At 41.4% G+C, this 24,731-nt stretch carries 18 protein-coding genes; 6 read left to right on the forward strand and 12 right to left on the reverse strand.

The genetic code is table 11. The annotated features are described in order from the left end of the window. Positions 1–75 precede the first annotated feature (75 nt). The 5 genes from OQX61_RS05970 to OQX61_RS05990 all read right to left on the reverse strand — a co-directional run bounded on the left by OQX61_RS05970 (position 76) and on the right by OQX61_RS05990 (position 10,444). Positions 76–1,503 (reverse strand): glycoside hydrolase family 30 beta sandwich domain-containing protein, encoded by a 1,428-nt coding sequence (locus tag OQX61_RS05970; RefSeq protein ID WP_265840743.1) that lies wholly within the window; start codon positions 1,501–1,503, stop codon positions 76–78. An 18-nt stretch (positions 1,504–1,521) separates the two neighbouring features. Further along, the gene (locus tag OQX61_RS05975) at positions 1,522–3,822 is read right to left on the reverse strand and encodes a glycoside hydrolase family 3 N-terminal domain-containing protein (protein WP_265840744.1); all 2,301 of its coding nucleotides are present in this window, start codon (positions 3,820–3,822) and stop codon (positions 1,522–1,524) included. A gap of 50 nt (positions 3,823–3,872) precedes the next feature. Next, entirely contained in the window at positions 3,873–5,300 is a 1,428-nt protein-coding gene (locus OQX61_RS05980; RefSeq protein WP_265840745.1) for a RagB/SusD family nutrient uptake outer membrane protein, read from the reverse strand. Positions 5,301–5,312: 12 nt separating this feature from the next. Beyond that, complete coding sequence (locus tag OQX61_RS05985) at positions 5,313–8,222, reverse strand: TonB-dependent receptor (protein WP_265840746.1); 2,910 nt, start codon at positions 8,220–8,222, stop codon at positions 5,313–5,315. 314 nt (positions 8,223–8,536) lie between these two features. Beyond that, positions 8,537–10,444 carry a 7TM diverse intracellular signaling domain-containing protein gene (locus OQX61_RS05990; RefSeq protein WP_265840747.1) on the reverse strand — a complete coding sequence of 636 codons (1,908 nt, stop codon included), beginning with the start codon at positions 10,442–10,444 and terminating at the stop codon, positions 8,537–8,539. Positions 10,445–10,589: 145 nt separating this feature from the next. On the opposite strand from OQX61_RS05990, the gene OQX61_RS05995 reads away from it, so the two are divergent. After that, positions 10,590–11,585 (forward strand): DNA glycosylase, encoded by a 996-nt coding sequence (locus OQX61_RS05995; protein WP_265840748.1) that lies wholly within the window; start codon positions 10,590–10,592, stop codon positions 11,583–11,585. Here OQX61_RS05995 and OQX61_RS06000 read toward each other — a convergent pair. From OQX61_RS06000 to OQX61_RS06015, 4 genes are all read right to left on the reverse strand, one after another. Next, a complete protein-coding gene (locus tag OQX61_RS06000; protein WP_265840749.1) occupies positions 11,572–12,423 on the reverse strand; it encodes a methylated-DNA--[protein]-cysteine S-methyltransferase in 852 nt (283 codons plus the stop codon). The genes OQX61_RS05995 and OQX61_RS06000 overlap by 14 nt on opposite strands. Positions 12,424–12,512: 89 nt before the next feature. Continuing rightward, a complete protein-coding gene (locus OQX61_RS06005; protein ID WP_265840750.1) occupies positions 12,513–13,139 on the reverse strand; it encodes a winged helix DNA-binding protein in 627 nt (208 codons plus the stop codon). Between the two features lie 23 nt (positions 13,140–13,162). After that, positions 13,163–15,478, reverse strand: a complete 2,316-nt coding sequence (locus OQX61_RS06010) for a hypothetical protein (RefSeq protein ID WP_265840751.1) — start codon at positions 15,476–15,478, stop codon at positions 13,163–13,165. Positions 15,479–15,585: 107 nt separating this feature from the next. Continuing rightward, positions 15,586–16,629, reverse strand: coding sequence for a hypothetical protein (locus tag OQX61_RS06015; protein WP_265840752.1), 1,044 nt, complete (start codon positions 16,627–16,629; stop codon positions 15,586–15,588). A gap of 108 nt (positions 16,630–16,737) precedes the next feature. On the opposite strand from OQX61_RS06015, the gene OQX61_RS06020 reads away from it, so the two are divergent. From OQX61_RS06020 to OQX61_RS06030, 3 genes are all read left to right on the forward strand, one after another. Continuing rightward, positions 16,738–17,148 (forward strand): Rrf2 family transcriptional regulator, encoded by a 411-nt coding sequence (locus OQX61_RS06020; protein WP_265840753.1) that lies wholly within the window; start codon positions 16,738–16,740, stop codon positions 17,146–17,148. 81 nt (positions 17,149–17,229) lie between these two features. Beyond that, entirely contained in the window at positions 17,230–17,880 is a 651-nt protein-coding gene (locus OQX61_RS06025; protein ID WP_265840754.1) for an NAD(P)H-binding protein, read from the forward strand. Between the two features lie 209 nt (positions 17,881–18,089). Continuing rightward, positions 18,090–18,689 (forward strand): HPP family protein, encoded by a 600-nt coding sequence (locus OQX61_RS06030; protein WP_265840755.1) that lies wholly within the window; start codon positions 18,090–18,092, stop codon positions 18,687–18,689. Here the strand turns inward: OQX61_RS06030 and OQX61_RS06035 are convergent. Beyond that, positions 18,681–19,418 (reverse strand): ThuA domain-containing protein, encoded by a 738-nt coding sequence (locus OQX61_RS06035; protein ID WP_265840756.1) that lies wholly within the window; start codon positions 19,416–19,418, stop codon positions 18,681–18,683. The two genes, OQX61_RS06030 and OQX61_RS06035, sit on opposite strands and share 9 nt — an antisense overlap. Before the next feature lie 253 nt (positions 19,419–19,671). Here OQX61_RS06035 and ssb point away from each other — a divergent pair, with 253 nt between their 5' ends. Then, positions 19,672–20,013, forward strand: a complete 342-nt coding sequence (gene ssb / locus OQX61_RS06040; RefSeq protein WP_265840757.1) for a single-stranded DNA-binding protein — start codon at positions 19,672–19,674, stop codon at positions 20,011–20,013. A gap of 65 nt (positions 20,014–20,078) precedes the next feature. On the opposite strand, the gene OQX61_RS06045 is transcribed toward ssb, so the two are convergent. Beyond that, complete coding sequence (locus tag OQX61_RS06045; RefSeq protein ID WP_265840758.1) at positions 20,079–22,142, reverse strand: TonB-dependent receptor; 2,064 nt, start codon at positions 22,140–22,142, stop codon at positions 20,079–20,081. 315 nt (positions 22,143–22,457) lie between these two features. Between OQX61_RS06045 and OQX61_RS06050 the strand changes: the two genes are divergently transcribed. After that, positions 22,458–22,880, forward strand: a complete 423-nt coding sequence (locus tag OQX61_RS06050) for a hypothetical protein (RefSeq protein ID WP_265840759.1) — start codon at positions 22,458–22,460, stop codon at positions 22,878–22,880. Here the strand turns inward: OQX61_RS06050 and OQX61_RS06055 are convergent. After that, positions 22,858–24,705, reverse strand: a complete 1,848-nt coding sequence (locus OQX61_RS06055; protein ID WP_265840760.1) for a DNA polymerase III subunit gamma/tau — start codon at positions 24,703–24,705, stop codon at positions 22,858–22,860. The genes OQX61_RS06050 and OQX61_RS06055 overlap by 23 nt on opposite strands. Between the last annotated feature and the right edge of the window lie 26 nt (positions 24,706–24,731).

Raw genomic sequence — 24,731 nt, forward strand, 5'->3', positions numbered from 1 at the left:
GGCGACCATAATTAAATGATGCACCCTCCCCTCAACTGTTTCTATTGTTGTGTTGGCCACAGACCAACCAAAGTATTATTTAGCTCTTGTTTTGCTGTTCCAGGTATAAGTTCCGGCAGAACCTGCGGCAAGCGTAGTGCTGACCACCTGACCATTGTATTTAATGTTGAACGTTTGCGTTTCAGGGCTGTTGTTCATCGTAACCAATACCAATTTTCCTTCTGGTGTTTGATAAGCCACATTCTGGATTTTATCATTTTGGTTTGAAGCAATGCGTACAGAACCTGGACTTACAAATTTCGACGTATGGCCGATAGAATAGTAAGCGATGTTCTTGCTCCATGTTTTGCCATCGATGGTAATAGCGCCCAGACAGCTCGTACAGCCACCATCTGGTGTAAATGGACGGTACTGTGGATCTGCTGCCAGGTTCCACTCCAATACGGTTTTACTCCAGTTTCTTGGGGCGCCGGTCATTAAGGTAGATACATGCCATTTTAAATCTTCAGCGAAATTACCAGGACCACCTACCCATTGCTCTGTGAAATACAGGTTTTTGTTAGGGAAGGCTTCATGCACTTTTGATAGTGCAGAAATTTGTCCGCCGTATAAATGGAATGCGGAACCATCAATATATTGGTTGGCTTCCGGATCATTCAGAATCGTGATCGGGTAATCCGGACGGTCTGCGTTATGGTCATAAATAATGATCTTGGTTTTGATACCCGCAGCTTTAAATACCGGACCTAAAGCCGTCTTGATGAAGTTAGCCTGATCTTGTGGCGTCATATACATGCTTGGATTGTTACCAGGATGTAATGGCTCATTTTGAATCGTTACTGCATCGATGATGATGCCTTGTGCTTTCATCGCCTCAATATATTTTACAAAATATTTGGCATAGGCCTGATAATATTCAGGTTTTAAACTACCACCACGGTAAGCCTGATTGTCTTTCATCCAGGTAGGCGCCGTCCATGGAGAACCCATGATCCTGAGCTTTGGATTGATGGCAATGATTTCCTTTAACATCGGAACCAGGTCTTTCATTTCTTTCTCGATAGAGAAGTTTTTCAATTCCGGGTCTGTTTGTCCGGCAGGCATTTCATTGTAAGTAAAAGTCTCCGCACTTAAATCCGAAGCCCCAACGCTTAGACGCAGGTAACTGATGCCAATGCCATTTCCTGCAGTAGAGAAAATCTCTTTTAACATCGCCTTTTTTTCTGCTGCCGGAAGTCCGTTCATCAGACTCGCGCTGCCACCGGTTAAGGTATAGCCAAAACCGTCCATGGTTTGGTAACGTTGCTGGTCATCTACCACGATATTGATGTTGTTGTTCATCGCAGTAGAAAAATGTAAAGGTGTTTTTTGCTTTTCTAACAAGGCAGAGCGGTCACCATTGGTGATCCATGATTCAACGCCTGCTGTCGCTGGTACGTCTTTTTTTGAGGCACATGAACCCAATGCCAGGGCAGCAATAACGCTTAGATTTAATAATCTCATAGACTAGTAGGATGCTTTTTAAGGGATGTAGTTAAAGTTGGTTTTCTGATCGGCAATCTGTAAGGTAAATTCACCTTCTTCCGTGATCGCTTTGCTTTCCGTATTGATGAAAGCAAGGTCTTCCGGCTGGATTTTAAAAGTTACTGTTTTAGTTTCACCAGGTTTAAGGTCGATTTTTTCAAATGCTCTCAAACGTTTCACATCGGGACTAATCAAAGTCGCATATAAATCAGAACTGAATAGCAATACGCTTTCTTTTCCGGCTACTTTACCAGTGTTGCTTACGTTTACCGTAACCGTCAGCGTTTCTCCTTTTTTCAAGGTGTTGCTGCTCAGTTTCAATTGATCGTATTTGAAAGTGGTATAACTTAAACCAGCGCCAAATACATATTGAGGATTGTAATCTGCATCATAATTGTACACACCTTCTGTGGTGCCTTTGTTTTCTGATGGTTTATGGTAGTAAGTAAACAAGGCGTTAGGGAACTGTGGATAGGTGTAAGGTAGTTTTCCTGAAGGATTAACCACGCCATATAACACATCTGCAAGGGCATCACCACCAAAGTTACCCGGAAGATAAGTTTGTACTACCGCACTCATTTTCTTTTCAAATTTACTGATTACACGAGGGCGACCTTCATTCAATACCAGGATTACTTTTTTACCGGTTGCCGCTAATTTCTGCGCCAGTTCCGTTTGTAAATCCGACAGGTATAAATCGTTCATGTTACCCGGAGATTCCGTATAAGAGTTTTCTCCAAGACAAAGCACTATCACGTCTGCATCTTTTGCTGCAGCAATGGTTTCTTCCATTTTATCCGCGTACTCATCATAATATTTGCCATCCATTTTATAGCTGACACCAGGGAAATAAGTTACGTTCTCTTTTCCTGCTTTATTTTGTAAAGCCTCCAGGATGGTATGATATCGGGCGGCAAATTCTTCCACCTTTTCTCCCTGCCAGGAATACGTCCATGCACCGTTTAACGTTCTCATAGAATTTGCATTCGGACCCGCAACGAGGATTTTAGTCCCCTTAGCCAATGGAAGAATGTGATCCGTGTTTTTCAATAAAGTGATGGATTCTGCTGCGGTTTGATAAGCAGCTCGCTCAAATTCTTTGCTACCAAATTTCGGGTAGTCTTTAGGGTTTGTAGTTGGTTTCTCAAAAAGATTCAACTCATATTTTACCCATAAGATTCTTTTTACCGCATCGTCAATACGGGATTCTTTAACTTTTCCTTCTTTCACTAAAGCAAGCAGGTTATCGCAGAAAGTCTCGTAGTTATAGGCGATCATCGACATATCGATACCGGCATTAATCGCCAGCATAATCGCTTCTTTGTCGTCTTTCGCAATGCGGTCTCTTTTGTAAAGGTTCTCAATATCTCCCCAATCCGTAACCACTAAACCTCTGAAGTTTAATTCTTCCTTCAATAATTCAGTCAGGATATGGTAATTGGCATGTACAGGGACACCGTTAATAAGGCCGGAATTGATCATGATGGTTTTTGCACCTGCATCAATTGCCGCTTTAAAAGGAGGTAAATGATACTCTCTTAAAGCCTGGTCAGAAATGAAAGCAGGCGTTCTGTCTTTTCCTGAAACGGATACCTGGTAACCCAGGAAGTGCTTAATAGAGGAAGCTACCTTTTCCGGATGAGACACCTTACCATCTTCACCTTCGTAACCTTTTACTGCGGCTACACCCAATTCTTTAATCAGGTATGGATCTTCACCAAAACTTTCCCACTGACGAGGGAAACGTGGATCTGAACCAACGTCTAATAGCGGGGCAAAGTTCCATGGAATCGAGCTTGCACGGGTTTCATAAGCGGTAATGGAAGCACTGGTTTTTACCAATGAACGGTTAAACGTTGCCGCCTGACCAATTTGCTGCGGGAACATTGTTGCGCCTACCGTATAAGTAGCGCCATGGATTTCATCCACACCATAAATCACAGGGATTTTATTTGGCGTTTGTTTCATCGCCACATTTTGAATCTTGCTGATGATGTTATACCATACCTGTGGTGTTCTTGCTCTATTGTTTGAGGTGTTTAATACTGAACCAACATGGTATTTTACCAATACTCTCTGTAATTCCTTCTCGTCTAAGCCGAAAGGTTCATCGCTCTCATAGCGTCCTTTTCCTTTGCCGATTACATCAAGTGTAATTTGCGCCATTTGCCCGACTTTCTCTTCAATCGTCATTTTTTTTAACAAGGCTTCTGCTTTTGCCTCGTTATTATGCTGAGCGAAGGCCGTACCGAAAGTGCTGGAAAGCAGCAACAGGGATAGGGTTCTTTTTAGTGTCATTTGCGTATTTATAAGGAAGCACTACCATGGGCAGTGCTTCCGGTAAAAAACTATTTGTTGATGTTTGTATTTCTATCGATCTCTTTCTGCGACATTGGCAATAAGATCTTGTCGGCAGTAAGGTTGTAGTTTAATGAAGCGCCATTTCCGTCTTTCTGTGCGTTCATCACCGGGATTGCACGGTTAGTACGCACCAGGTCATACCAGCGGTGCCCCTCAAAAGCAAGCTCCAGACGACGTTCTTTTTCGATAGCCAAACGCATTGCTGCCTGATCTGCGGCAGGAGTAGCCCCAAGGTTTACCCTGTTTCTGATCTGCTCTACCAATGGTTTCGACTGCGCCCAACCTCCTGCACTAATTTCATTCAAAGCTTCCGCTTTCAACAAAAGGATATCTGCCAAACGAAGGATATAGATATTGGTCTGGTCGTCATTTCTATATTTGTTGATGTATGGATATTTTGTTTTTGGCCAGAAGGTATCACTCCAGCCTTCAGTCGCCACATTCAGGAACTTAATGCTTGAATTTTTACGAATCTGATCACCTTCTGCATCAAATGCCGCAGAAAGATCGTTGGAAGGCGTACAGAACTTTTTCCATCCTAAACCTACAATCACACTTGGCATCCAGTTAGAGCGACGGTTAGTACCATTGCCTCCATCAAATTGCATTTCCCAGATTGATTCAGTGTTGTTTTTGTTGCTGCCGGAAAATAAGCCATCATAGCTACTGAACAGTGAGTATCCACCACCGATTACTGCATCCGCATACTGGTTTACTTTATTCCATTCAGGATTAGGCTTAGTAGCGTATACTTTAGCCAATAAAGCATTGGCTACACCTTTAGTGACAATCCCTTTGTTAGGAGCGGTAGTTCTGGCATTGGCAAGCGCATACTCCAGGTCCTTGATGATTTGCGCATAAACGGCATCTACACTGGATTTTGGAACCTGCATGTCTTCCAGTTTTTCCGGAGATTTCAATACAATTGGTACCGGGCCCCATAAGCGCACCAGGTATAGATACAGGTAGGCTCTGATCCCTGCCGCTTCTCCAAGAATCTGGCTTCTTCTGTCGCCTTTATCTAATTCAGGATCCTGAATGTTCGGAACAATGTCTAATACCTCATTCGCATTTTTGATTTGCGAATACAGCTCCGACCAGTCTCTTTCCAATACTTCATTGGTGGAAGCTACGCGGAATTCGTCCATTTGGAACATACTTGGGTTATCACCACCCGCATAAGAGTTATCTGCGATGACATCACCGTTTAGCATGAAATCCCAGATATGGGTGTTGTTGTACATTCCTCCGTAAGCACCTGAAAGTAGCTTTTCTGCACCTTTAAGGTCTACGAAAGCCTCTTCCGGCGTCACCTGGTTGAATGGGTTCTTATCTAAAAAATCTTTCTTGCAGCTGGTCTGTAAGCCCATGGTAAGGGCTGCGGCTGCTAAAATTGAATATAATTTAATTCTCATGTCTCTTTATTATTAAAATCCAACGTTTACACCTAACAGGAAGCTTCTGCTTTGTGGGTAAGTTCCGTAATCCACGCCCATATTTGGACCGTTTGCGCCGTATTGGCTCACTTCAGGATCTAAACCTTTGTATTTTGTGAAGGTTAGAATGTTGTAACCAGTCGCAAACACCGTAAGCTTGCTCATTTTCATGCGGCCTAAAAATGCCTCACCGAAGTTGTAAGAAAGGGTAGCTGTTTTTAAACGGAGGTAAGAAGCGTTTTCTACGAACCTGCTGGAAGTACGGCTATTGTCGGTATTTCCTTTTACTGCTCTTGGGATGTTAGTATTGGTGTTTTCTGGTGTCCAACGGTCTAATACTGCTGCGGATTGGTTTTTAGAGTCGTAAAGACCTTCTAAATCAATTCTCGAAGCATTGAACATCTGGTTACCCTGAACACCCTGGAAGAAGAGGTTTAATCCGAAGTTACCGTAGCTGAAATTGTTGGTCATTCCATAGATGAAATCAGGTTGCGCAGAGCCGATAAAGGTTCTGTCAGTTTCATCAATCTTATTGTCACCGTTTAAGTCTGCATAAGTAGCCAAACCTGTTTTCTGATCTACACCTGTATATTCGAAACCGTAGAAGCTACCCAACGGTCTGCCTTCTACTACACGCACCGCTGAAGTACGGGAGTAAATACCACCGAAATCAAGTGATGGGGTAGAAGCACCTAAACTAGTCACTTTGTTTTTGTTGAAGGAGATGTTCATGTCTGTAGACCAGCTGAATTTCTCTCTTTCGATGTTTTTAGTAGATAGTGTGAATTCCATCCCTTTGTTCTCCATCGAACCTACATTGTAAGCTTGTTCAGCAAATCCTGAGGTTGGTGGCAACTGTACTTTGATCAACAGATCATTGGTTTTTTTCAGGTAAGCATCAGCAGTGAAAGTCACTCTGTTGTTAAACATGGTTAAATCTAAACCAATATTGCTTTGCGTAGTGGTTTCCCATGACAGGCCTGTGTTTTTCAGGTTGGTCAGGTTATAATCACCCTGTGCATTTTCCTGATAAAGTTTTCTCCAGGCATAATCACCGATCCCTTCATCATTACCAACTTTACCCCAGCTACCTCTGATTTTTAAGTCATTAATAGTTTTGCTGTCTTTCAAAAAGTTTTCACCGGAGATTCTCCATCCTGCGGAAGCAGAAGGAAAATAACCAAAACGTTGCTCATCACTGAAACGGGAAGAACCATCGGCTCTGAAGTTCGCACTGAACAGGTATTTGCTGTCAAAAGCATAGGTTACTCTGGTCAGGTAAGATTGTTTTGCCCATTGTGCCCTTTGTGGTACTTTAGGAACGATAACCGGCTTGTCGTTTTTAACACCTGTTTGTGGGTTATAGAACCTGTTTTCTTCATAATCTGTATATTGATAGTCTGAAGCTTGCAGGGTATAACCACCGGTTGCTGAAAACGCGTTTTTACCAACGTTTTTGGTATAGGTCAAAATGTTCTCATTCAACCATACATTGTCATCGGTTCGGTTATTTCTATAGATACCACCTTCCTGGCGACCGTAAGTAGTCTTGAATGCATCAAGATCGTAGTTGTAGTCGTTTTTGTTGATATTGGTACTGATGGTAGATTTGAAGATTAAATCTTTAGTAAACTTGATTTCTCCACCCAATGATCCGATAAAACGTAGGTTTTTGGTTTTATTTTTTGCACCAAAAGCCTGGGCAATCGGGTTGTCCCATCCACCAGAGTTAGGGATCGTAGTATAACTGCCGTTAGGATTGTAAATGCCAATCGTTGAAGGCGTAGTTAATGCGGATAAAATGGTACCTCCACGTGCAACACCGGCATTGTCACTCACATCAATAGAGTTCCTTGCGGTTAATGCTGCGGTAGCGGTGAATTTTAACCAGGAAGTTGCCGCTTGTGAACCATTGAAATTAACAGTATACCTGTCAAGTTCTGCCGGAGCTACAATTCCTTTATCACGTTGGTATCCGGTAGAAAGGTAAAAGTTTCCACCATTACCACCACCAGATAAGGATACCTGATACTGGTTTTGTGTACCAGTACCGAAAGTTTCTTTCTGCCAGTCGGTATTGCTACCATCACCAAATGTGGTATAACCCAATTCTTTCATCAGGCCGATGTATTGATCAGCTGACAATACATCTTGCTTGCGCCAGAAATTTGAGATTCCGGTAAAAGCATTGAATTCTACTTTTACTTTGCCGGAAACCCCTTTTTTAGTTGTGATTAAAACGACACCATTCGCACCGCTTGATCCGTAAATGGCCGCTGCAGAAGCATCTTTTAATATAGTTAGGGATTCAATGTCATTCGGGTTTAAGAAGCCTGCATTTCTGGAAGTTACCCCGTCAATTACATATAATGGACTGTTTGATGCCGTAATGGAAGTGTTTCCACGAATGCTGATCGCAATCTCTGCACCTGGTTTACCGGATTCTGCCGTTACCTGAACACCTGCCGCTCTACCTTGTACCGCTTGTAAGGGATTGGTGATGGGCTGATTTTTCAGGTCTTTGGAAGAAATAGTTGTCACCGCTGTGGTGAGGTCTTTCTTAGTAGTTGTACCGTAACCGATCACCACTACCTCATTCAATTCATTATTGTCTTCAGATAAGTTCACGTTAACAGTTGTGTTGTTGTTTACCGCCTGCTCTATAGTTTTATAACCAATAAAGGAAAAAACTAAAGTGGCATTGCCTGCAGCTGTCAGTGTGTACTTTCCGTTTCCAGCGGTCATAGCACCTTTGGTACTTCCTTTGATTTTAACAGAAACACCTGGAAGTGGCAGACCTTTTTCGTCTTTCACCTCTCCCTTAACGTTAAGCTCCTGCGCCATACTCACAGAGATGCTACAGAGTAAGCTAAGGATAAAAAGAGTAAACTTTTTTCTCATAATTTTTGCTTTGTTTAATGAATTTGATGTGATAAAGTTAAGGTTGATTTTATGTTAATTCCTAGTGATTGGAATAGTTTATTTCACCTAAACTACTGATAATTAGATTGTTGCAATGGTTTTGATACGCTTTGGTACCATAGCCTTAAAACAGGCTTATGCCTTGATATACAGTGCATAGGGACAATGGATCAGCACTGACGCTCACCTGATCTGATACGCTTAAGTACCCTTGGATTAAACAGGTAAAAAAAATGTCAAATCACCGGATTGTATCCTGTGGAAGCGTGAATTTCCAGAATTATCGACTGTGTTTAGTCTAAAACCAGCTGACTCCAACCGTTTTTGCTGGCTTTTTTGAGTTGCGCTTTTCGCTCTTCCATCCGCTGTTTGATGCCTGATCCATACGTCCAGCAGGTGCTTTGACGGATGCCCAGTATCTCCGATAGTTTATGTGAAGAGATTTTACCCTTGGAACTGTACACGAGGAAGACCATATAAAAAGCTTTCACAATCGGGATTCGGGTATTGTGGAAAATGGTGAAGCTGGTCACAGATTCTTCATAGCCGCATTTGCTGCACCTTCTGCTATAAGCGATGTGTCCGTTATAGAAATGGTCGTTCTTGCATTTTCGGCAATGGTATCCGTTTTTCCATTTCAGGTCGGACAGGAACAAGTTGCAGCTTTCTTTATCCGGATAGATTTTGCTGAACTCCTCAAAATCTACATCGGTAGACATCACCCTGTCCCGCGTTACTTTTTCTACATTAGTCTGCAGCTCCTGGTTGTCTTGTTCCAGCAAGGTATTCATCCTCGAAATCTCTTCCGCCTGTTGTTTTAACCGGTCGTTTGCATCCAGTAATTCCGCATTCTTAGCCTCAATGATCAGGGATTTGTGATAGACTTCTCTGGTACGCTCTTCTACTTTGCCTTCTAATTCCAGGTTTAAGGTGTCTTTCAGCTTCACATTCTCCGCCATCTGTCGGATCATCTGCCGGTGTACGATGTCTTTTTTCTTTCTCAGGATACTCACCTTATCACCAATGGCAAAAGAAAGGAAAACCATTTCCAGGATAAAGCAGAAGCTGAGGCTGTAATAACCGATGACTCCAAAGTTTAAAAAGGAGAAATGAAGCATGATTAATAACTTGAGCAGGAAACCTAAAAACAGGAAGCTATAGCCCAATACGAAGAATCGGGCAGGGAGATAGCCTTGTTTGTAGATGTATATGCCGGTAAAGAAAGCCACGGATAAGGGTATGGCCTCAATAAATTTATAACTGAACAGGTTCTGGTTAAATAGTAAGCAGTAGAAAAACCAGAGCGTTCTGAGGGTAATGACGCCTAAAATGAGGCGGTTTAATTTTGGTGCTTTGGACTTTACGAATAGCAGTTCCCGGGTAAAGAGCAACGCGAAAATACTGACGGCATACAGGGCTACCGCGTAAGCAGTTTGGTTCCATTGCGGTTGGTTTGGCCATAAATACTGGTAGGCGATTCCATCGGTGCTCATTTCAAAGAAGCCGACACTCAAATTGTAAAGCACATAGTATAAGTACTGCTTTTGGCGCATGGCGATGAACATGATCAGGTTGTAAAAGCTGAACACGAGGATCATTCCATAGAAAATACCGAAGTAAAAGTACTCGTCAAGGGCATAGGAGATGAACCAGTCTACAGAACGCAATACGATAATCGCATCGCCAATCTGGGAGGACTGGATCTTGAAATAATAGGTTTGTATTTCGTCGTTATCATTGGCAAGGTAAAATTCGAAATTTTTATGCTGCAATTTCCGCTTGTGGAAGGGAAACTTGTCTCCAAATTCTTTTACTTTATAACTGCCGTCTTTTTGTGGAATATAGCCGGTAACATGGTCTAATGTCTGGTCGAAAAATTCCAGTAAGAAGTATTTTTCTGCCTTACTGTTGTTTTTAATGTTGATCCTGAACCAGTAAATTGAATTTAGTTTAGTGGTTTGAGGGGTACTGGTCTTGCTTGGTTTAAACTGTTGCGAAATACCTTTACTGCGGATCTGATTAAAACTCAGTTTGCCGGAAGTGTCGGGAAGGATCTCAATCTGTTTAAAAGAAAAGATATGCTGGTCAATGTTGTCGTTTATTTCTACAACTTCCTGCGCCCCCGAATTTTTATTGATCGAAAAAGAGAGTACGGTAATCAGGAAGATCGCTTTATATAGAAATAAGAGTTTTGAAGACATGGTTAAGGACCGCAAATTAAATGATGGCGCGAAGGTCGGCTTAATAATCTTAACCTACAAGAAGCCTGCTGTTGTACTCAGCCTCAGGAGATTGATTTAGCAAGAATCGGATTTAATTTTATAGTCAAATGACTATTTTTGTGGGATGGCTCCAACATGTTTCCTTCTTTCTGTTCCTGCTGATTTTAACTTCGGAGAGTGTCTTTGGTTTTTAGATCGGGGATTTGATGATTGCTTGTATCAGCTGGATAACAATAAGGTGACCAGAGCACTTCGGTTGAAGGAAGGGCTGGCCCTGGTTCAGATTGAAAGCGGAGATCGTGCTGTTGATACTATGACCACTGGTATCACCGCTGTCGTTGGTTCTGTTCCCGGTGCTGGTGTTACGGAACCAGGCTCTCAAAAGGAAGGTCCACATTTAAAGATTTCGGTTTTGAACAGGGTATTATCTCCCACAGAAGAAACGGAATTGAGGAATTACCTGGACGATTGGTTTGATCTGCAACTGGACCTGAACCCTTTCTATGCGTTGATTGCACAGGATTCTCGCTTGTCTTTCATGAAAGCAGATTACTACGGCCTTCGGTTGATCGGTATTCCCGATTTATTTGAAGCGATTTGCTGGGCAATCATCGGCCAACAGATCAATCTAACCTTCGCTTATAAACTAAAAAGGAAACTGGTAGAACGATATGGAACAACCATAGAATTTAATGGGAATCGGTATTTTCTATTCCCTGATCCTGCTGTTTTGGCAAATGCATCATTAGAAGATTTACAGGCGATGCAGTTTTCAAGAAGTAAGGCCGGTTATGTGTTGAAAATCGCTGAGGCTTTTGCTAACCAGAGCCTCAGTAAAGCAGTATTACGTGAAATGCCGGATGTTGCGGCCCGTCAAAAAGCACTGATCAGTGTAAAGGGGGTAGGGATCTGGACCGCAAACTATGCCTTAATGAAGAGTTTGAAGGAGCGTTCCTGTATTCCTCATGGCGATGCAGGGCTGTTGAATGCCTTGATCAATCTGGACATTATCAAGGATAAAAAGGAGCTTTCCGATATTGAAACTTTCTTTAATGGCTACCCCGAATGGGAAAGCTATTTGGTGTTTTATCTCTGGAGAACCCTTTCTACGCGGGTTTAACATCGTTTTTTGCCGCTTCCCAGCCTATCATGGCCGTTTTTCGGCCTGCTCCCCAGTGGTATTGACCCAATTCTCCTGTAGATTTGATCACTCTGTGACAAGGGATCAAAAATGCAATCGGATTGCTACCTACCGCCGTTCCTACTGCACGATTGGCCTTTGGGTTTTCGATCGTGTTTGCGATATCAGCATAGGTAGCCAGCTCTCCCGAAGGTACTTTTAACAGTGTTTCCCATACTTTGATTTGAAAATCCGTTCCTTTTAAATGAAGTTTTACTTCGGATAACCTGTTCCAGTCGGTGCTGAATATATAAAGTGCATTTTGTTGTATCCGATCGAGTAGTTGTTGATACTGCGCATTTGGAAAAAGCTGCTGCAATTCCGAAAATGCCTGATCAGGATCATCGGAAAAGGCCATGTAACAGATGCCCTTAGTAGTAGAAGCTACCAATAGCGGTCCAAAGGGACTTTCAGCATAACTATAATTAATCTGTAACTGCTGCCCGCCATTTTTAAATTCCCCTGGTGTCATCCCTTCAATTTTGATGAAAAGATCGTGCAACCTGCTGGTACCTGATAAGCCGGTTTCATAAGCTGCCTCAGATAAGTTGCCCTTTTGCTTTTTTAAGATTCCCTTCGCATATTCTATGCTCAGATATTGGAGGAATTGCTTCGGACTAACTCCGGCCCATGCTGTAAACATCCGCTGAAAATGAAAGGGGCTTAAATAAACATGCTCAGCGATGTCTTCTAAGGAAGGCTGTTGCTTAAAGTTAGTCTTTAAGTATTCAATAGCCTTTTCAATTCTCTGGTAATCGATTTGATTTGAGGTTTCCATAGTTTGAAATTTATACCTCAAAATTACCGGATAACAGGCAGGGATAAAACCCGAAACTTGCGCTGTTTATAAACATAGCTGTATTCTGCTTAGGAAACATCATTGCTTAGTCCTTCCAGTTGTTTGTGCTTGTTTTCAGAAATTAAAATATGGTGCTTCTTCCGGGTATCATCTAGCAGATTAACCAGGAGTTTCTTGTTCGATGCAGAAAGGTCATGGAATAACAATTGATCTGCTTTGAATAAACTCTGATGCAACAGTTGCAATAGTTTTTCCCCTTTCGTACTCAATTTGATCAGCTTGGCTCTTTTATCCGCGGGGTCGCTTCTTTCTATTAGCAAGCCTGCTTTTTTGATTCTGTTGAGGATGTCAATACCGGTAGATTGTTCGAAAAATACGGCAGCAACTACATCAGATTTCCTGGCTTCCTTGTGCCTGTCGATAGCTTTCATGAAGTAAAACCATTCCAGTTCAATTCCCGGATATTCTTTTAATACGGCTTTGGCATAAATGACATGAATGGAATTTAACTGGCCGATAAGGCCGGCCAGTTCCTGATCAACGTCTTTATCTTGTAGCGTAACCGGTGTTTTATCCGGTATATCCTGCCCTTTATGGTCCATCAAAAAATGACTACAGAATTCCGCTGCATTAGCAGCGGGATTCTTGCTTTCATAATCGGCCCATGCCGTAATCAGTTCAACAATTGGTTTCATAGCCTTGAATTCCTTTACTAAATTTAGTTTAGCGAATTTAAATACTGACGGAAATACCCGCACTCTTCAATTGCTTCCTGATAAAATCTGGTATCGGCGTACTGTTTCGCCAATAAGGAGAAGTTCTGACCAAAATACATCGGACTGGTTTCTACACTCCAGTAATTGGCTTTTTTATTTTCAGGAAGATCAAAAGATCGGTTATAACTCTCATTACGTTCGCATTTGCTGGCCATAAAAGCACAACGTGCCTGCTGTTCTTTATTTTTTGTCGCCATTCTGGCCATCAGGTAATACTTTTCAGCAAGTTTTCCGGAAAGGTATATTGGCCTGAATGGTACCGGAATGCTGAAAGCACTGCTGCCATAGGTATCAGTGAGGCTGGATACATAAAATCCCCGGTTATTGCCGTAATAGCTGATGTTATAATACGCGTTGGCCAATAAGTAAGCGTTGTTATATACATTTCTGCCGGCTTTAATCTCTGCTTTCATATTTTTCATCATCCGGAGTAACTCCAGAGAAGTGAATTTTTTAGACTGTGCCATTTGATGATCACAATCGTGACAATCATTTAAACGCATATTGAATGGATTGGCTTGCAGCGTATCTGTCTGACGGCCGCTTTTGGTTAAAAGGGAAATTGCTGCTTCCGGTTGATCCTGAAAAACAAGGACTGTGGCCTGATAGAAATAAAGGTCTTCGAGCTTGTAAGGGTAATAACGAAGCATAGCTTCTTCAAAGGCTGTTTTCTTGTCATTCAACATCAGACTTTTCAATTGCTCAACCTGTTGGTTTTTGGTGTAAAACTCATTGTAGCTTCTGAAAATATTCGCTTTGAGTGGATTCCCTTGTTTTTTATACAGATCGGAAATTACCCCAAGGCTTTCATTTAACGATTGGTAAAACCTAAGGTCGGGAATGTTTTCTTTTCCCTCTTTAAGGTTGGCAAACCAGTTTAATGGTTCTATCATTTTTGCTTCTGCCGCTGCATCAATTTTTTTCAATTGTCGCACATATAATCCCCAGTCCAGAATTTTATACTGGGCCATTAACAGCTCATTATCTGCTGGAAGTTGTGTTTTTGCGGTCTGGTAAAACTTCGCTGCGGTGGTATAGTTTCTGTCCAGGAAGTTCAGGTATCCCGCGGCAAGATTCCAGATATAAGGTTTGCTGGTTTGATTTTCCAGGGCGATTCCGCTGATTAAAGCGGTGTTTTTCTTTAATGTGGAGGTAGAGTCTTCCTTTCCACCATAATAATTGCGGAAGGCAGATTCTGTAATATTGATCGCTCTGCTCAGTAATAAGTCCAGCTTTTCTGATTTAGGGTCTAAAGCGATGATTTCAGGAATGGCCCTTTCTGTATCGTAATAGATGCCCATTAAATGCCAAAGGGTGATTTTCTCTTCTTTTGTCTTTGCCATTGCCAGACTTTGTTTCCAATCGGCATCGGCATTTGGGCGGAACGACCATTTTGCAGGAATCTTCATCTCATTAGAATAGTCATAGCAAAGGCTGAACAGGTAATTGGAAGTCGCATAATCACCCGCATAATAATGTCTTCCCGCTACATAACCCAGCGTTCTGTAATACATCATGTTCTTAGGGAAAATGTCCTTGTATAGGTTGAAAGAAGAGATCGTATGAGCATCTTTTAAGGTTTTTACACCTGCACTTCTTTCCGAGAAATAGTAATAACGGACCAGTTGAAACCATAGCCTCTGCTTAATGAAAGGGTCTTTTGATTTCTTTAAAGCCAATAGTAAGTCCATTTCGAAAGCCTCAGGGGCGCTGAACTCCTGTTTCTCATCCCAATAGTAATAATGTTTATAACCGGCCGCAAAGGTTTCGCTTTTCTTTGCCAGGTTAAGGTAGCCGAAGAAGGCGTTCAATTGCTTTTTATTTATTTTCAGCTTTCTCAATTGAGGCAGACTGTCTGGAAGCACTTCAATTTTCCCTTTGTAGTTCTGGTATACGGAATCAATGCCTTTCTCGCTGGCTCGCAATAACAAGTATTGAAGATCGGCTTTGCTTAATTTCTGTCCGAAATAATCATACCATTCCTTCACAATTTGTTCGTTGAATCGGGTATTGGAATTGTCATCGTTATAATTATAGTCTTTCCCGTAATAGGCAGAAAAATCGGAGTAGAAAAATGGAGTGTATTCTTTGGCAACAAAAGCTTCCGGACTGAAGCTCGAATAATCGTCGTCATAACCATAGTCTGCGCATGCCCAAACCACCCCGGCAAGGGATAGCGTGGATAGGCCTAGAATGAACAAAAACTTTTGAGGAACGTAACGTTTTAATAATTTGGCTGTTGAATTTAGCAGTTTCATAGGAGGTAGAGTAGTGTGTTTATCAGCGGTTAGTATTGGTGTTTTTCGCTGAGTAATGCTTTTCAATATTTAATGGGCTAAAGGTACGAATGGATGAGAAAGGGGGCTTAAAATCTTGCAGATATTTCTTGAAGATCTTTGGCTTTAAACATAGCGGGGTCGAGGTTTCCGATTTCATAATAGATAATAGCGCGTTTCTCATCTTTGCTCAAATGTCTGGCCAATTGTCCGGCCGCCTCGTCTAAAAGTTGCTTATCTGTTTCTTCCAATTTGAAAAGGTCATCTGTTTTGACATAAACCCCTTCAGTGAAAAAACTTCTGCGCGCTTTAAAGACATTTTTATGGGAGGTAGGGTCGAAGTTATTTTGATCTGACAAGATGGATTTCCCGATTTTGCCATATACCTGGATGACTTTACCATCTCTAATGTGGATAGACCAGGAGAAGAGGGGCAAGGCAATATCTAGTGGCAAAAGATATTTAGGAAGATGACTGATATAGGTTTCTGCATCTTTTGCATTATAAATGGAGTTTGGATCCCCGGGTTTTGCGGAAATCTTACCCATATTATAGAACATCAGGATGCCGCGGTCTACAGGAGGAACACCGGTTTTGATTTGGTATTTGATCTGATGTAACCTGATCGTGGCTTCCAGCTTTTTATTACTGATTGCTTTGAAAGTTTTCAGAAAATGAAAGTACTTATCTTTTGTACTCAGATTCCAGTCGCAGTCAAATTGCACCTGTTCGTATTGGAGATTTTGGGAGCTGGCCAATTTCGTTATTAATTTATGACTATGCGCAGCGAGGCTATCTATTCCCGGCAGACTCAATTTTTCAAAAGTTTGATTGGTAATGAAAACTACTGGTGTAAGCTGCGCATTTATTTTTTGCTTAAAGTTAATGACCGCCTCAGGGTATGCACGGTTTGCTTTTTCATCCCATTTAATGTCAAAGAAACGAAGGTATAATTTATGCCCTGCTACTTTTTGAAGTAGCTCCTGTTGTGGTTTGTCGAGAGAGAAAGTCTGTTTCCAGTAGTAGAAAGCGGTGTCAGCCTTACCAGGCCTTTGGCAAGCAGCCAGAACAGTTAGATGGAGCATTAGCAAAAAGAGACGGAAAAGATATAATGGAGAAATTGGGTGTTTCATGGTTCAACTGTAGATGCCGTAAAGTTAAACTTATGTATGGTTCCAAAATATTTTTTGGAAATAACAATTATTCATTTACCTTTGTACTGTAATAAAAATAATTACAGAATGAACAACGCAAGATTCGCTATTTCTTTACACATCCTGACTCTGCTGGAAAAAGCAAAGGGGGAGTTGTTGTCTTCAGATTATATCGCGGGAAGCATCAATATCAACCCTGTTTTGGTAAGAAAGGAATTGATTAACCTTAGAAATCAGGGTTTTGTAGAAAGTAAAGAAGGTAAAAATGGCGGTAGTTTTCTGGCAAAATCAGCAAACAATATTACCTTGGACCAGGTTTATACCTCGGTAAGGCAAAATAATTTGTTGGGGGTATCTAAAAATGATCCTAATCCACATTGTCCCGTAGGTAAACAAATCAACCATCATTTAAACGCTTTATATGACAGCACAGAACAGGTTTTAATTCAGGAATTGTCTAAGAAAACACTGGCTGATTTTAGCAAACAGTTCATTTGATTTTTTTTATCCATAACTGTAACAAATAACATTACAATATGGCGCTTAGATTATCATTAAAAACTAAATAAAATAGAAAACATGAAAGTATCATTAATTGGAGCAAGTGGTTTTGTAGGCTCACATTTATTAACCGAACTGTTAAACCGAGGTCACCAGGTGACAGGAATTGTAAGGACAGTGGCTAATGTAAAAGAAAACAATGCGCAGCTGACTGTGAAAGCAGTCGATGTATTAAATAAAGCTGAATTATCGGAGGCGATTAAAGGATCTGATGCAGTAATTAGTGCTTTTAATGCAGGTTGGACTAACCCAAATCTTTACGAAGATTTTATTGCAGGTTCAGAAGCCATTCAGAAAGCGGTAAAGGATGCTGGAGTGTCACGTTTAATTGTGATCGGTGGTGCCGGAAGTTTATTTATTAACGACAATCAACTGGTGGACGGTCCTGATTTTCCAGCTGATTATAAAGCAGGAGCAACAGCAGCCAGAGATTATCTTAATACCATCAAAAAAGAAACTGAATTAGACTGGACCTTTTTTAGTCCGGCCATAGAAATGCATCCTGGAATTACGACCGGGCGTACCGGCCAATATCGTTTAGGTAGCGAGAGTCCGATATTCGATGAAGCCGGAAGAAGTTCACTTTCTGTACAGGATTTAGCAGTAGCTATCGTTGATGAACTGGAACAACCTAAACATTTAAAACAAAGGTTTACCGCAGGTTACTAATGCCGGGATAAGCAGATTTATTTCGGTCGCTAACCCTCATCAATAAAAACCTTTCTCTGGATTTTAGCTCAGGCTGGAAATAAGGGGAAGGTTTTTTTGTGGGATTTTGTTGTTCTTTTCATTGGAGAGCCATTTATTAAAATCATGACTATTGGATTACTGGATTTTCAAATGGGATTGTGGTATTTTTGTCGCGAATATAGATTAAGATGCCAGGAAAAATTATAAGAAAACATTACCGAAGAGCGAGATACGTATTGTATCGGGAAACTTTAATTGATGCAAAAGAGCATGTGCTAACTTTTATCGGTTCCTTTGTAGGGATTGGTTTAATTGGACTATTGAATAGCCAATACATGGTAGCAAATGACAATTTATTTATGATTGGTTCATTTGGTGCTTCTTCTGTATTGATTTATGGAATTATTAATAGCCCGCTTGCACAGCCTAGAAACCTGATCGGTGGCCACGTGATCTGTGCAATCATTGGGGTAACAGTCTTGAAAATCATTCCCAATGAAGTCTGGATTGCAGGTGCTTTAGCGGTTTCTCTTTCTATTGTAGCTATGCAGATCACCAAGACGCTACATCCTCCAGGTGGAGCAACAGCATTAATCGCGGTAACCGGTGGTGCGAAAATCAAGGAAATGGGCTATTTATATGTTTTGTCGCCGGTGTTTACCGGGGTTATGATCCTGTTTGCAGTTGCTTTAGTTTTCAATAATATGAGACATCGTCAGTATCCGGCAAAGCCGCTCTTTAGAAAAAGGAAGCATCCTAAACACGTATCACCAACCTCCTTAAAGTAGCATTTTTTTGATTCCCATGGCGTATTGCATACCAGCCCATAAGTGTTGTAAGAATAAAGGATCAGTATAAGATTCCGCAGTATGCCCTAATCCAGTGTAGAAAGCCCGTCCACCTTCAAAATCGTGGTACCAGGCCATGGGATGATTTGCGCCATTACTACCGCCCTTATAACTGTTTTCATCAATGTTTAGCAGGATGTTGATATCAGGGGAAATGTCTTTAAAATTATACCACTCGTCTTTTCTGTTCCAGGTTTCGGGTAAATGCGCAGTAGCAATTGTTTTAGCATTGATGACTTTTAAGTCTGCGAACTGCTGCGCAGGGTGTTTTACAAAATAAGCACCCACCAATTTTCCGTACCATGGCCAGTCAAATTCCGTATCTGTAGCTGCATGTACGCCCACAAAACCGCCACCTGATTTGATGTAAGCTTCAAATGCTTTTTCCTGCTGAGGATTCAATACATCGCCGGTGGTATTCAAAAATACAACCGCCACATACTGTTTTAAATTCGCCGGATTGAACTTTTGAGCATCAGTAGTCGTATCCGCTATGAATTTATGCGCGACCGCAAGTTTTTGTAAGGCAATAACCCCTTCTTTAATGGAAGAATGGTGAAATCCTGAGGTTTTACAGAATACCAGAATCTTTTTTTTCTTCGCAAATGCACTGTAATTAGTGCAACATATAAAAATGAGGAGAAGCAGGGAAATGAGGTTTCTATACATGTATTTGGCGCTTTGATGACTAATATATTAATTATCTCCTGTATTTATAGAGGAAATAAATGTGAATGTAATGAATTTTACAATGCTTTGCGTGTATTTTTAGCATCTGTTTGTTTATTGTGGAGAAATAATATTAATAATACTTTAAATATTAGCATTAAAAACTTGGTAGTCTTTAAAATAATATGGTAGTTAGTCAGGTCGGTAATCAGAGCGGTTACTGTTCATTAACCAATGATTTAATTTGTAGAAGATGAAGAATTTTAGAAACACTGTTTCCCTGACAGGCCATGCAGGAGCAGACCCCGTAGTTGTTAGTCTTGCCGGAGAGCGAAAAGTCGCCAGAGTAAGCATGGCCATTAATGAGTTCTATAAGAACCAAAGCGGAGAGGCCGTTTGTCAGACGCAATGGATTAGCCTCGTGTTTTGGAATAAGAAAGCCGAGCTTGCAGAATTACTCATTAAGAAAGGAGTAGGGTTAAGCATTGAAGGGAGCTTAAAAACACAAAGCTATACCGATAAGCAGGGAGATCAGCGGTCCAGCACGGAGATCTTTGTGAATCACATGGAGCTGGTCACGCAAACAGACGCCTAACAAGTAGATGCACAAAAAACATAGGCATAAATATAAGCTGCATTTCGGGCAATAGCCCGAAATGTTTAGTTTCGTCTCAATTGCAGGGAGAGACCGGCATAGTAGTTTCTGCCTGCGGCGGCATTATAATAGCGTCCACTCATTGCATTTAAGTCGTTGCCAAGGCTGTATTTTGTGTTTAAAAGGTTGTCTGCCCCCGCAAATATTTCTAATGGGAAATTACCGGTTTTTAGTGCTTTCCAGCTTAATCTGGCTTGAATCAGATGGTACTTTTTTGCGTAAACGGTATTGGCATCATTTAACGGTAAGCTGGAGGTATAATTGTGTTGTGCAAATAAGGACCATTTTCCAGGGAACCGGAGGTCAATACTGTTGATCAACACTTGCTTTGGAACACCTGTTAACTGATTTCCGGAATAATCAGCAGCATTATCTGCATAATGATCAAACTTGAAATCACTTAAGGTAAAGGCATTATAAAATTGTAAACCACGGATGAATTTTGAAGGATTAGCTGGAACAATCCATATAGCAAAGGAACTTTCAAGTCCCCATTGTTTGGTGCCTCCGGCATTGATGAAATACTCATTTTCATTTTGGTCTAAGCGTCTGACGATGGCATTTTGAAGGCGGTAATAAAATCCGGTCAGGTCAATATTGAACCTATGGTCAGGAGTTTGGTAACGAATGCCTATTTCATGATTCCATCCGGCTTCGGGTTGCAGGTCCACATTGATGACCTGGTTTGAGGCCCTTATTTCTGCTATTGTTGGTGGAGAGTAGCCTTTGCTGAGCGCAGTACGCAAAGAAAACTCCGGACTTAGTAAATAAGACAAGGCGATCCTTGGCATCACCTGAAAATCAAAGCGGTTGGTTTTTTTAACACTGGCCACAGGAGCAATACTCTGATAGGTGTATTGGTATAAATTACCACTTGCAGATAATTCCAATAGCCATTTATTTAGGAAATCGATGTTCAAATGGACAAAGCCAAAGTTTGACGCGGCTTTTAATTCGTCACTGGCCTTAAGTTCGGCCGGTTTCCCCAGGTTATTGTTGTAATTGACAATATCGGAAGAGGTTTGCGAGCTTTCCAATCCGATGTTGAACCGGTAATTGAACATGGTGGTTTGTTTCTGATATTCCAGATAGGAGCGTAGACCTAAAGTCAGCTCTTTCCTTTTTTCATAATTCGTGATGAAAGGGTTCTTGAAGTCGGTATAAGAAGAGAAGATGGAAATGACATGCTTAAAGTGATTATTGATGACCCAGTCGTTGGACAGTCCACCGAACAAAGTATTGCTGTAAATTCCTGCCTTTTGCTCAATGGCGCTTTTTATCGGACCTGCAGCAGGTCTGGAAGCAGTTGGGCGATCAAGGTATTGTGCTGCATTTAATCCTCCTGGTGTATTGTAATGTAAATCTGAATAAAAAATCAATGCTTTCAGCTTGTTTTGCTTACTGTAGTCGAGTTGTTGTGATACCTGGAAATATTTGCGGTCCATATTGCTATGGTCGCGGTAACCATCACTACGCTGGTAGGCCTGGGTAATGTTAATGCTGTATTTCTTGAACTGCTGTCCGGCTGATAGACTTTGGCGAAAGCTGCCATAGGAACCAGCTTCCAGTCTTAATGTTGCAGGGATACTGTCTGTGGCAGGTTGTGGTGATTGAATCAGTACCACTCCTCCGGAGTTTGCACCAAAAAGGCTTCCTTGCGGTCCTTTCAGGATCTGGATGCGGTTTAGGGCAGCAACATCTAAGGCGTTCAGGTAACTGTTCCCTCCGGCATCTGTTAAAGGGAATTCATCAAAATAGATTTTTACATTTCTGATCCCGAAAGGGGAGCGGAGTAAACTTCCGCGAATGGATAAACGGTAACTACCTGGAGAGCGTTCTTCCATGCGGATCCCAGGAACAGTGTTCATGGCAGCGACAAAAGAGCCTCCGGCTTGTTTTTCAAGCAGAGACCGGTCAATCAAACCAATAGATCCGGTAGCCCTTAATAAAGGTTGCGTAGAAAAGTAAGGCCTGATTTCTACCTCTTTTAATCTGTTTGTCGTGTCCTGCTGTTGGGCGACAGCAGAAAAAGAAAGTAATGCCAGCGATGCCGCTAAAAATGTTCTCATCGTAAACAAAGCTATAATTTATACCCAAAGAAAACGATGTGGTAATGGCTATTTTGTAAGTGATATTGTTATCAGGACTTCTGTTAATCTTAATTTCAAGATTAAGCTATTTTCGCCTGTAGATTCCTATCAATTGCTGTCATCTAAGGCTACAGCTGGTTGGGTACTTTAATTTTCTGTACAGACATCGCCTGAATATAAATTTTAATGGTTGAATTAACATAGCTATGAATTTTGAGGTTAAAGCCTCATTTTCTGGAAATATCCAAAAACAATTAAAATTTTGTAACGTTATGATGATATAACCAGATCATTATGAGTACCGAAAAAAAGGATAAACTTCATCCCACAGACTTGGGCGAGACCAAAGACTTTGATAATTTAACTTACGATAGGAACAAAAACAGTTTTGTGTATGATGTGAAAGGCCCGGAGAAAGAATATGATCATCCATTGCCATATGATACTTCTGCGCCCAATGGTGAGGACAGTAATTCCTCGTACGACGAGTCGAATCCTTATATTGGATCTGAGTACAATGATGACGAACAAATAGGCGAAAACCTCGAAGAAGCAGGTATGCATATCGATTATGGGGAAATTGTTGCGTTAGCTGCCGAAGATGAGTTACTGGCAAGAACACCCGAAGACGAACGTGAAGACCTGGATGAAGAGGGCTATCCCATCAATGATGTTCCGGAAACGACTAAGAAAATTAAGGGTTTACGTCAAGGTTAAACTTACGGCGTAACTCCTCTAACTTCGGGTTCTTATCTAATAGAAACTGATACTTCTCTGTGCTGGTATAAAGTCGGTTCACCACTTCGCGTGCCGCCTGAATAGTTTTCACGGAAACGTTAAAGTTTTTTAGTCTCGGTCTGATGAAATTCATCAGATCTACCATTTCTTCCTGTAAAAGAGCTTCCTGAAGCTTATGCTCCACCTTCGCGACGATCACTTCTGTGCCTTCCAGCTGAGGTTCTGCGCCAATCATCAGGGTGTAGATATTGATCTTTCCTGCTGTTTTTGCCTCTTCTGCATACTGATTCCACAAGCTCAATAGCTGTTCTTCCGAAAAGGAATCTCTGGAATCTCCACTGATATATTTTGGTTCATCGCTGTCTACACCACCAGATTTCGCATTCAGATCCGTTAAAGAAGGGATGAATGTTCCTGTCGTATTGCTCCCGTTTAGATTGATTTTTTGAGTTAGCGCGATCTTTGCAGTAGGGGCGGTTACCGATTTTACCGGTGCACTTACCGCTGCTGCCGGAATAGGTTTTGGCGCAGGTTCAATTGCCTGAGGTAAATTGTCGGCAGATGGCGCCAGCGCCGGTACCGATGAAGACGAAGGAGCTTGTGCTGCGGCAGTAGTTGGAGCTGCTGCCGGCGGACTTACATTAGTTTTTTTTTTAATCTGATTTTGATCAGTTGCAGCGTTTTGGAAAGGTTGTTGGGCAAGTTGCAGGACTGATGGAATATGACACATTTTTATCAGTGCCAGTTCAACCTGAAGTCGCTGGTTCTTGCTGTTCTTATAAATCAGGTCGCACTGATTAGCAAGGTTTAATGCGGTAAGGACAAAAGAAACAGGTGTCTGCTGACTTTGACTGATATACTTTTGTTTAATATTTTCACTTACCTCGAGTAATTTCGTGGTCTGTGGATCTTTTGCTACCAGTAGATTCCTAAGGTGACTGGCTAGTCCGTTGATAAAGTTATTTCCGTCAAAACCGTTGTTCAGGATTTCATCAAAAAGGATCAGCGCATTACTCACATCAGCGGTTAGCAAATACTGAGTCAGCTTAAAATAGTAATCATAATCCAGGATATTCAGGTTATCAATTACTGATTTATAAGTTACGTTCTTATTGGTATAACTCACAATCTGGTCAAACATGGAAAGGGCATCCCTTAATCCACCGTCTGCCTTTTGCGCAATAATATGTAGACCATCTGCTTCTACACTGATACTTTCACGTTCTGCAATTTTATTCAGTAAGTTGGAAATATCATCCACCTGAATCCTGTTGAAGTCAAAAATCTGACAGCGGGAAAGGATCGTTGGAAGGATCTTATGCTTTTCTGTAGTCGCTAATATAAATATAGCATAAGATGGTGGTTCCTCTAATGTTTTCAGGAAAGCATTAAATGCATTTGCGGAAAGCATGTGAACCTCATCAATGATATAGATCTTATATTTTCCGGCTTGTGGCGGAATGCGGACCTGTTCAATCAGACTACGGATATCATCAACAGAGTTGTTTGAAGCCGCATCTAATTCATGAAAGTTAAAAGAATGACCGGTTTGAAAAGAAACGCAGGAATCGCAGGTGCCACAAGCTTCCTGTTCAGGAGTCAGATTGGTACAATTGATTGTTTTAGCAAGAATCCTTGCACAAGTTGTTTTACCTACTCCCCTCGGCCCACAGAATAAAAAGGCCTGAGCCAGTTGATTATTCTTGATGGCATTTTTAAGCGTACCTGTAATGTGATGTTGACCAACAACGGTTTCAAACGTTGCCGGACGGTATTTACGGGCTGAAACTATAAAATTCTCCATTCGACAACGAAATTATAAATTTTTTA

It is taken from the genome of Pedobacter sp. PLR (assembly GCF_026239675.1).
In the GTDB taxonomy this organism is placed as follows: Bacteria; Bacteroidota; Bacteroidia; order Sphingobacteriales; family Sphingobacteriaceae; genus Pedobacter.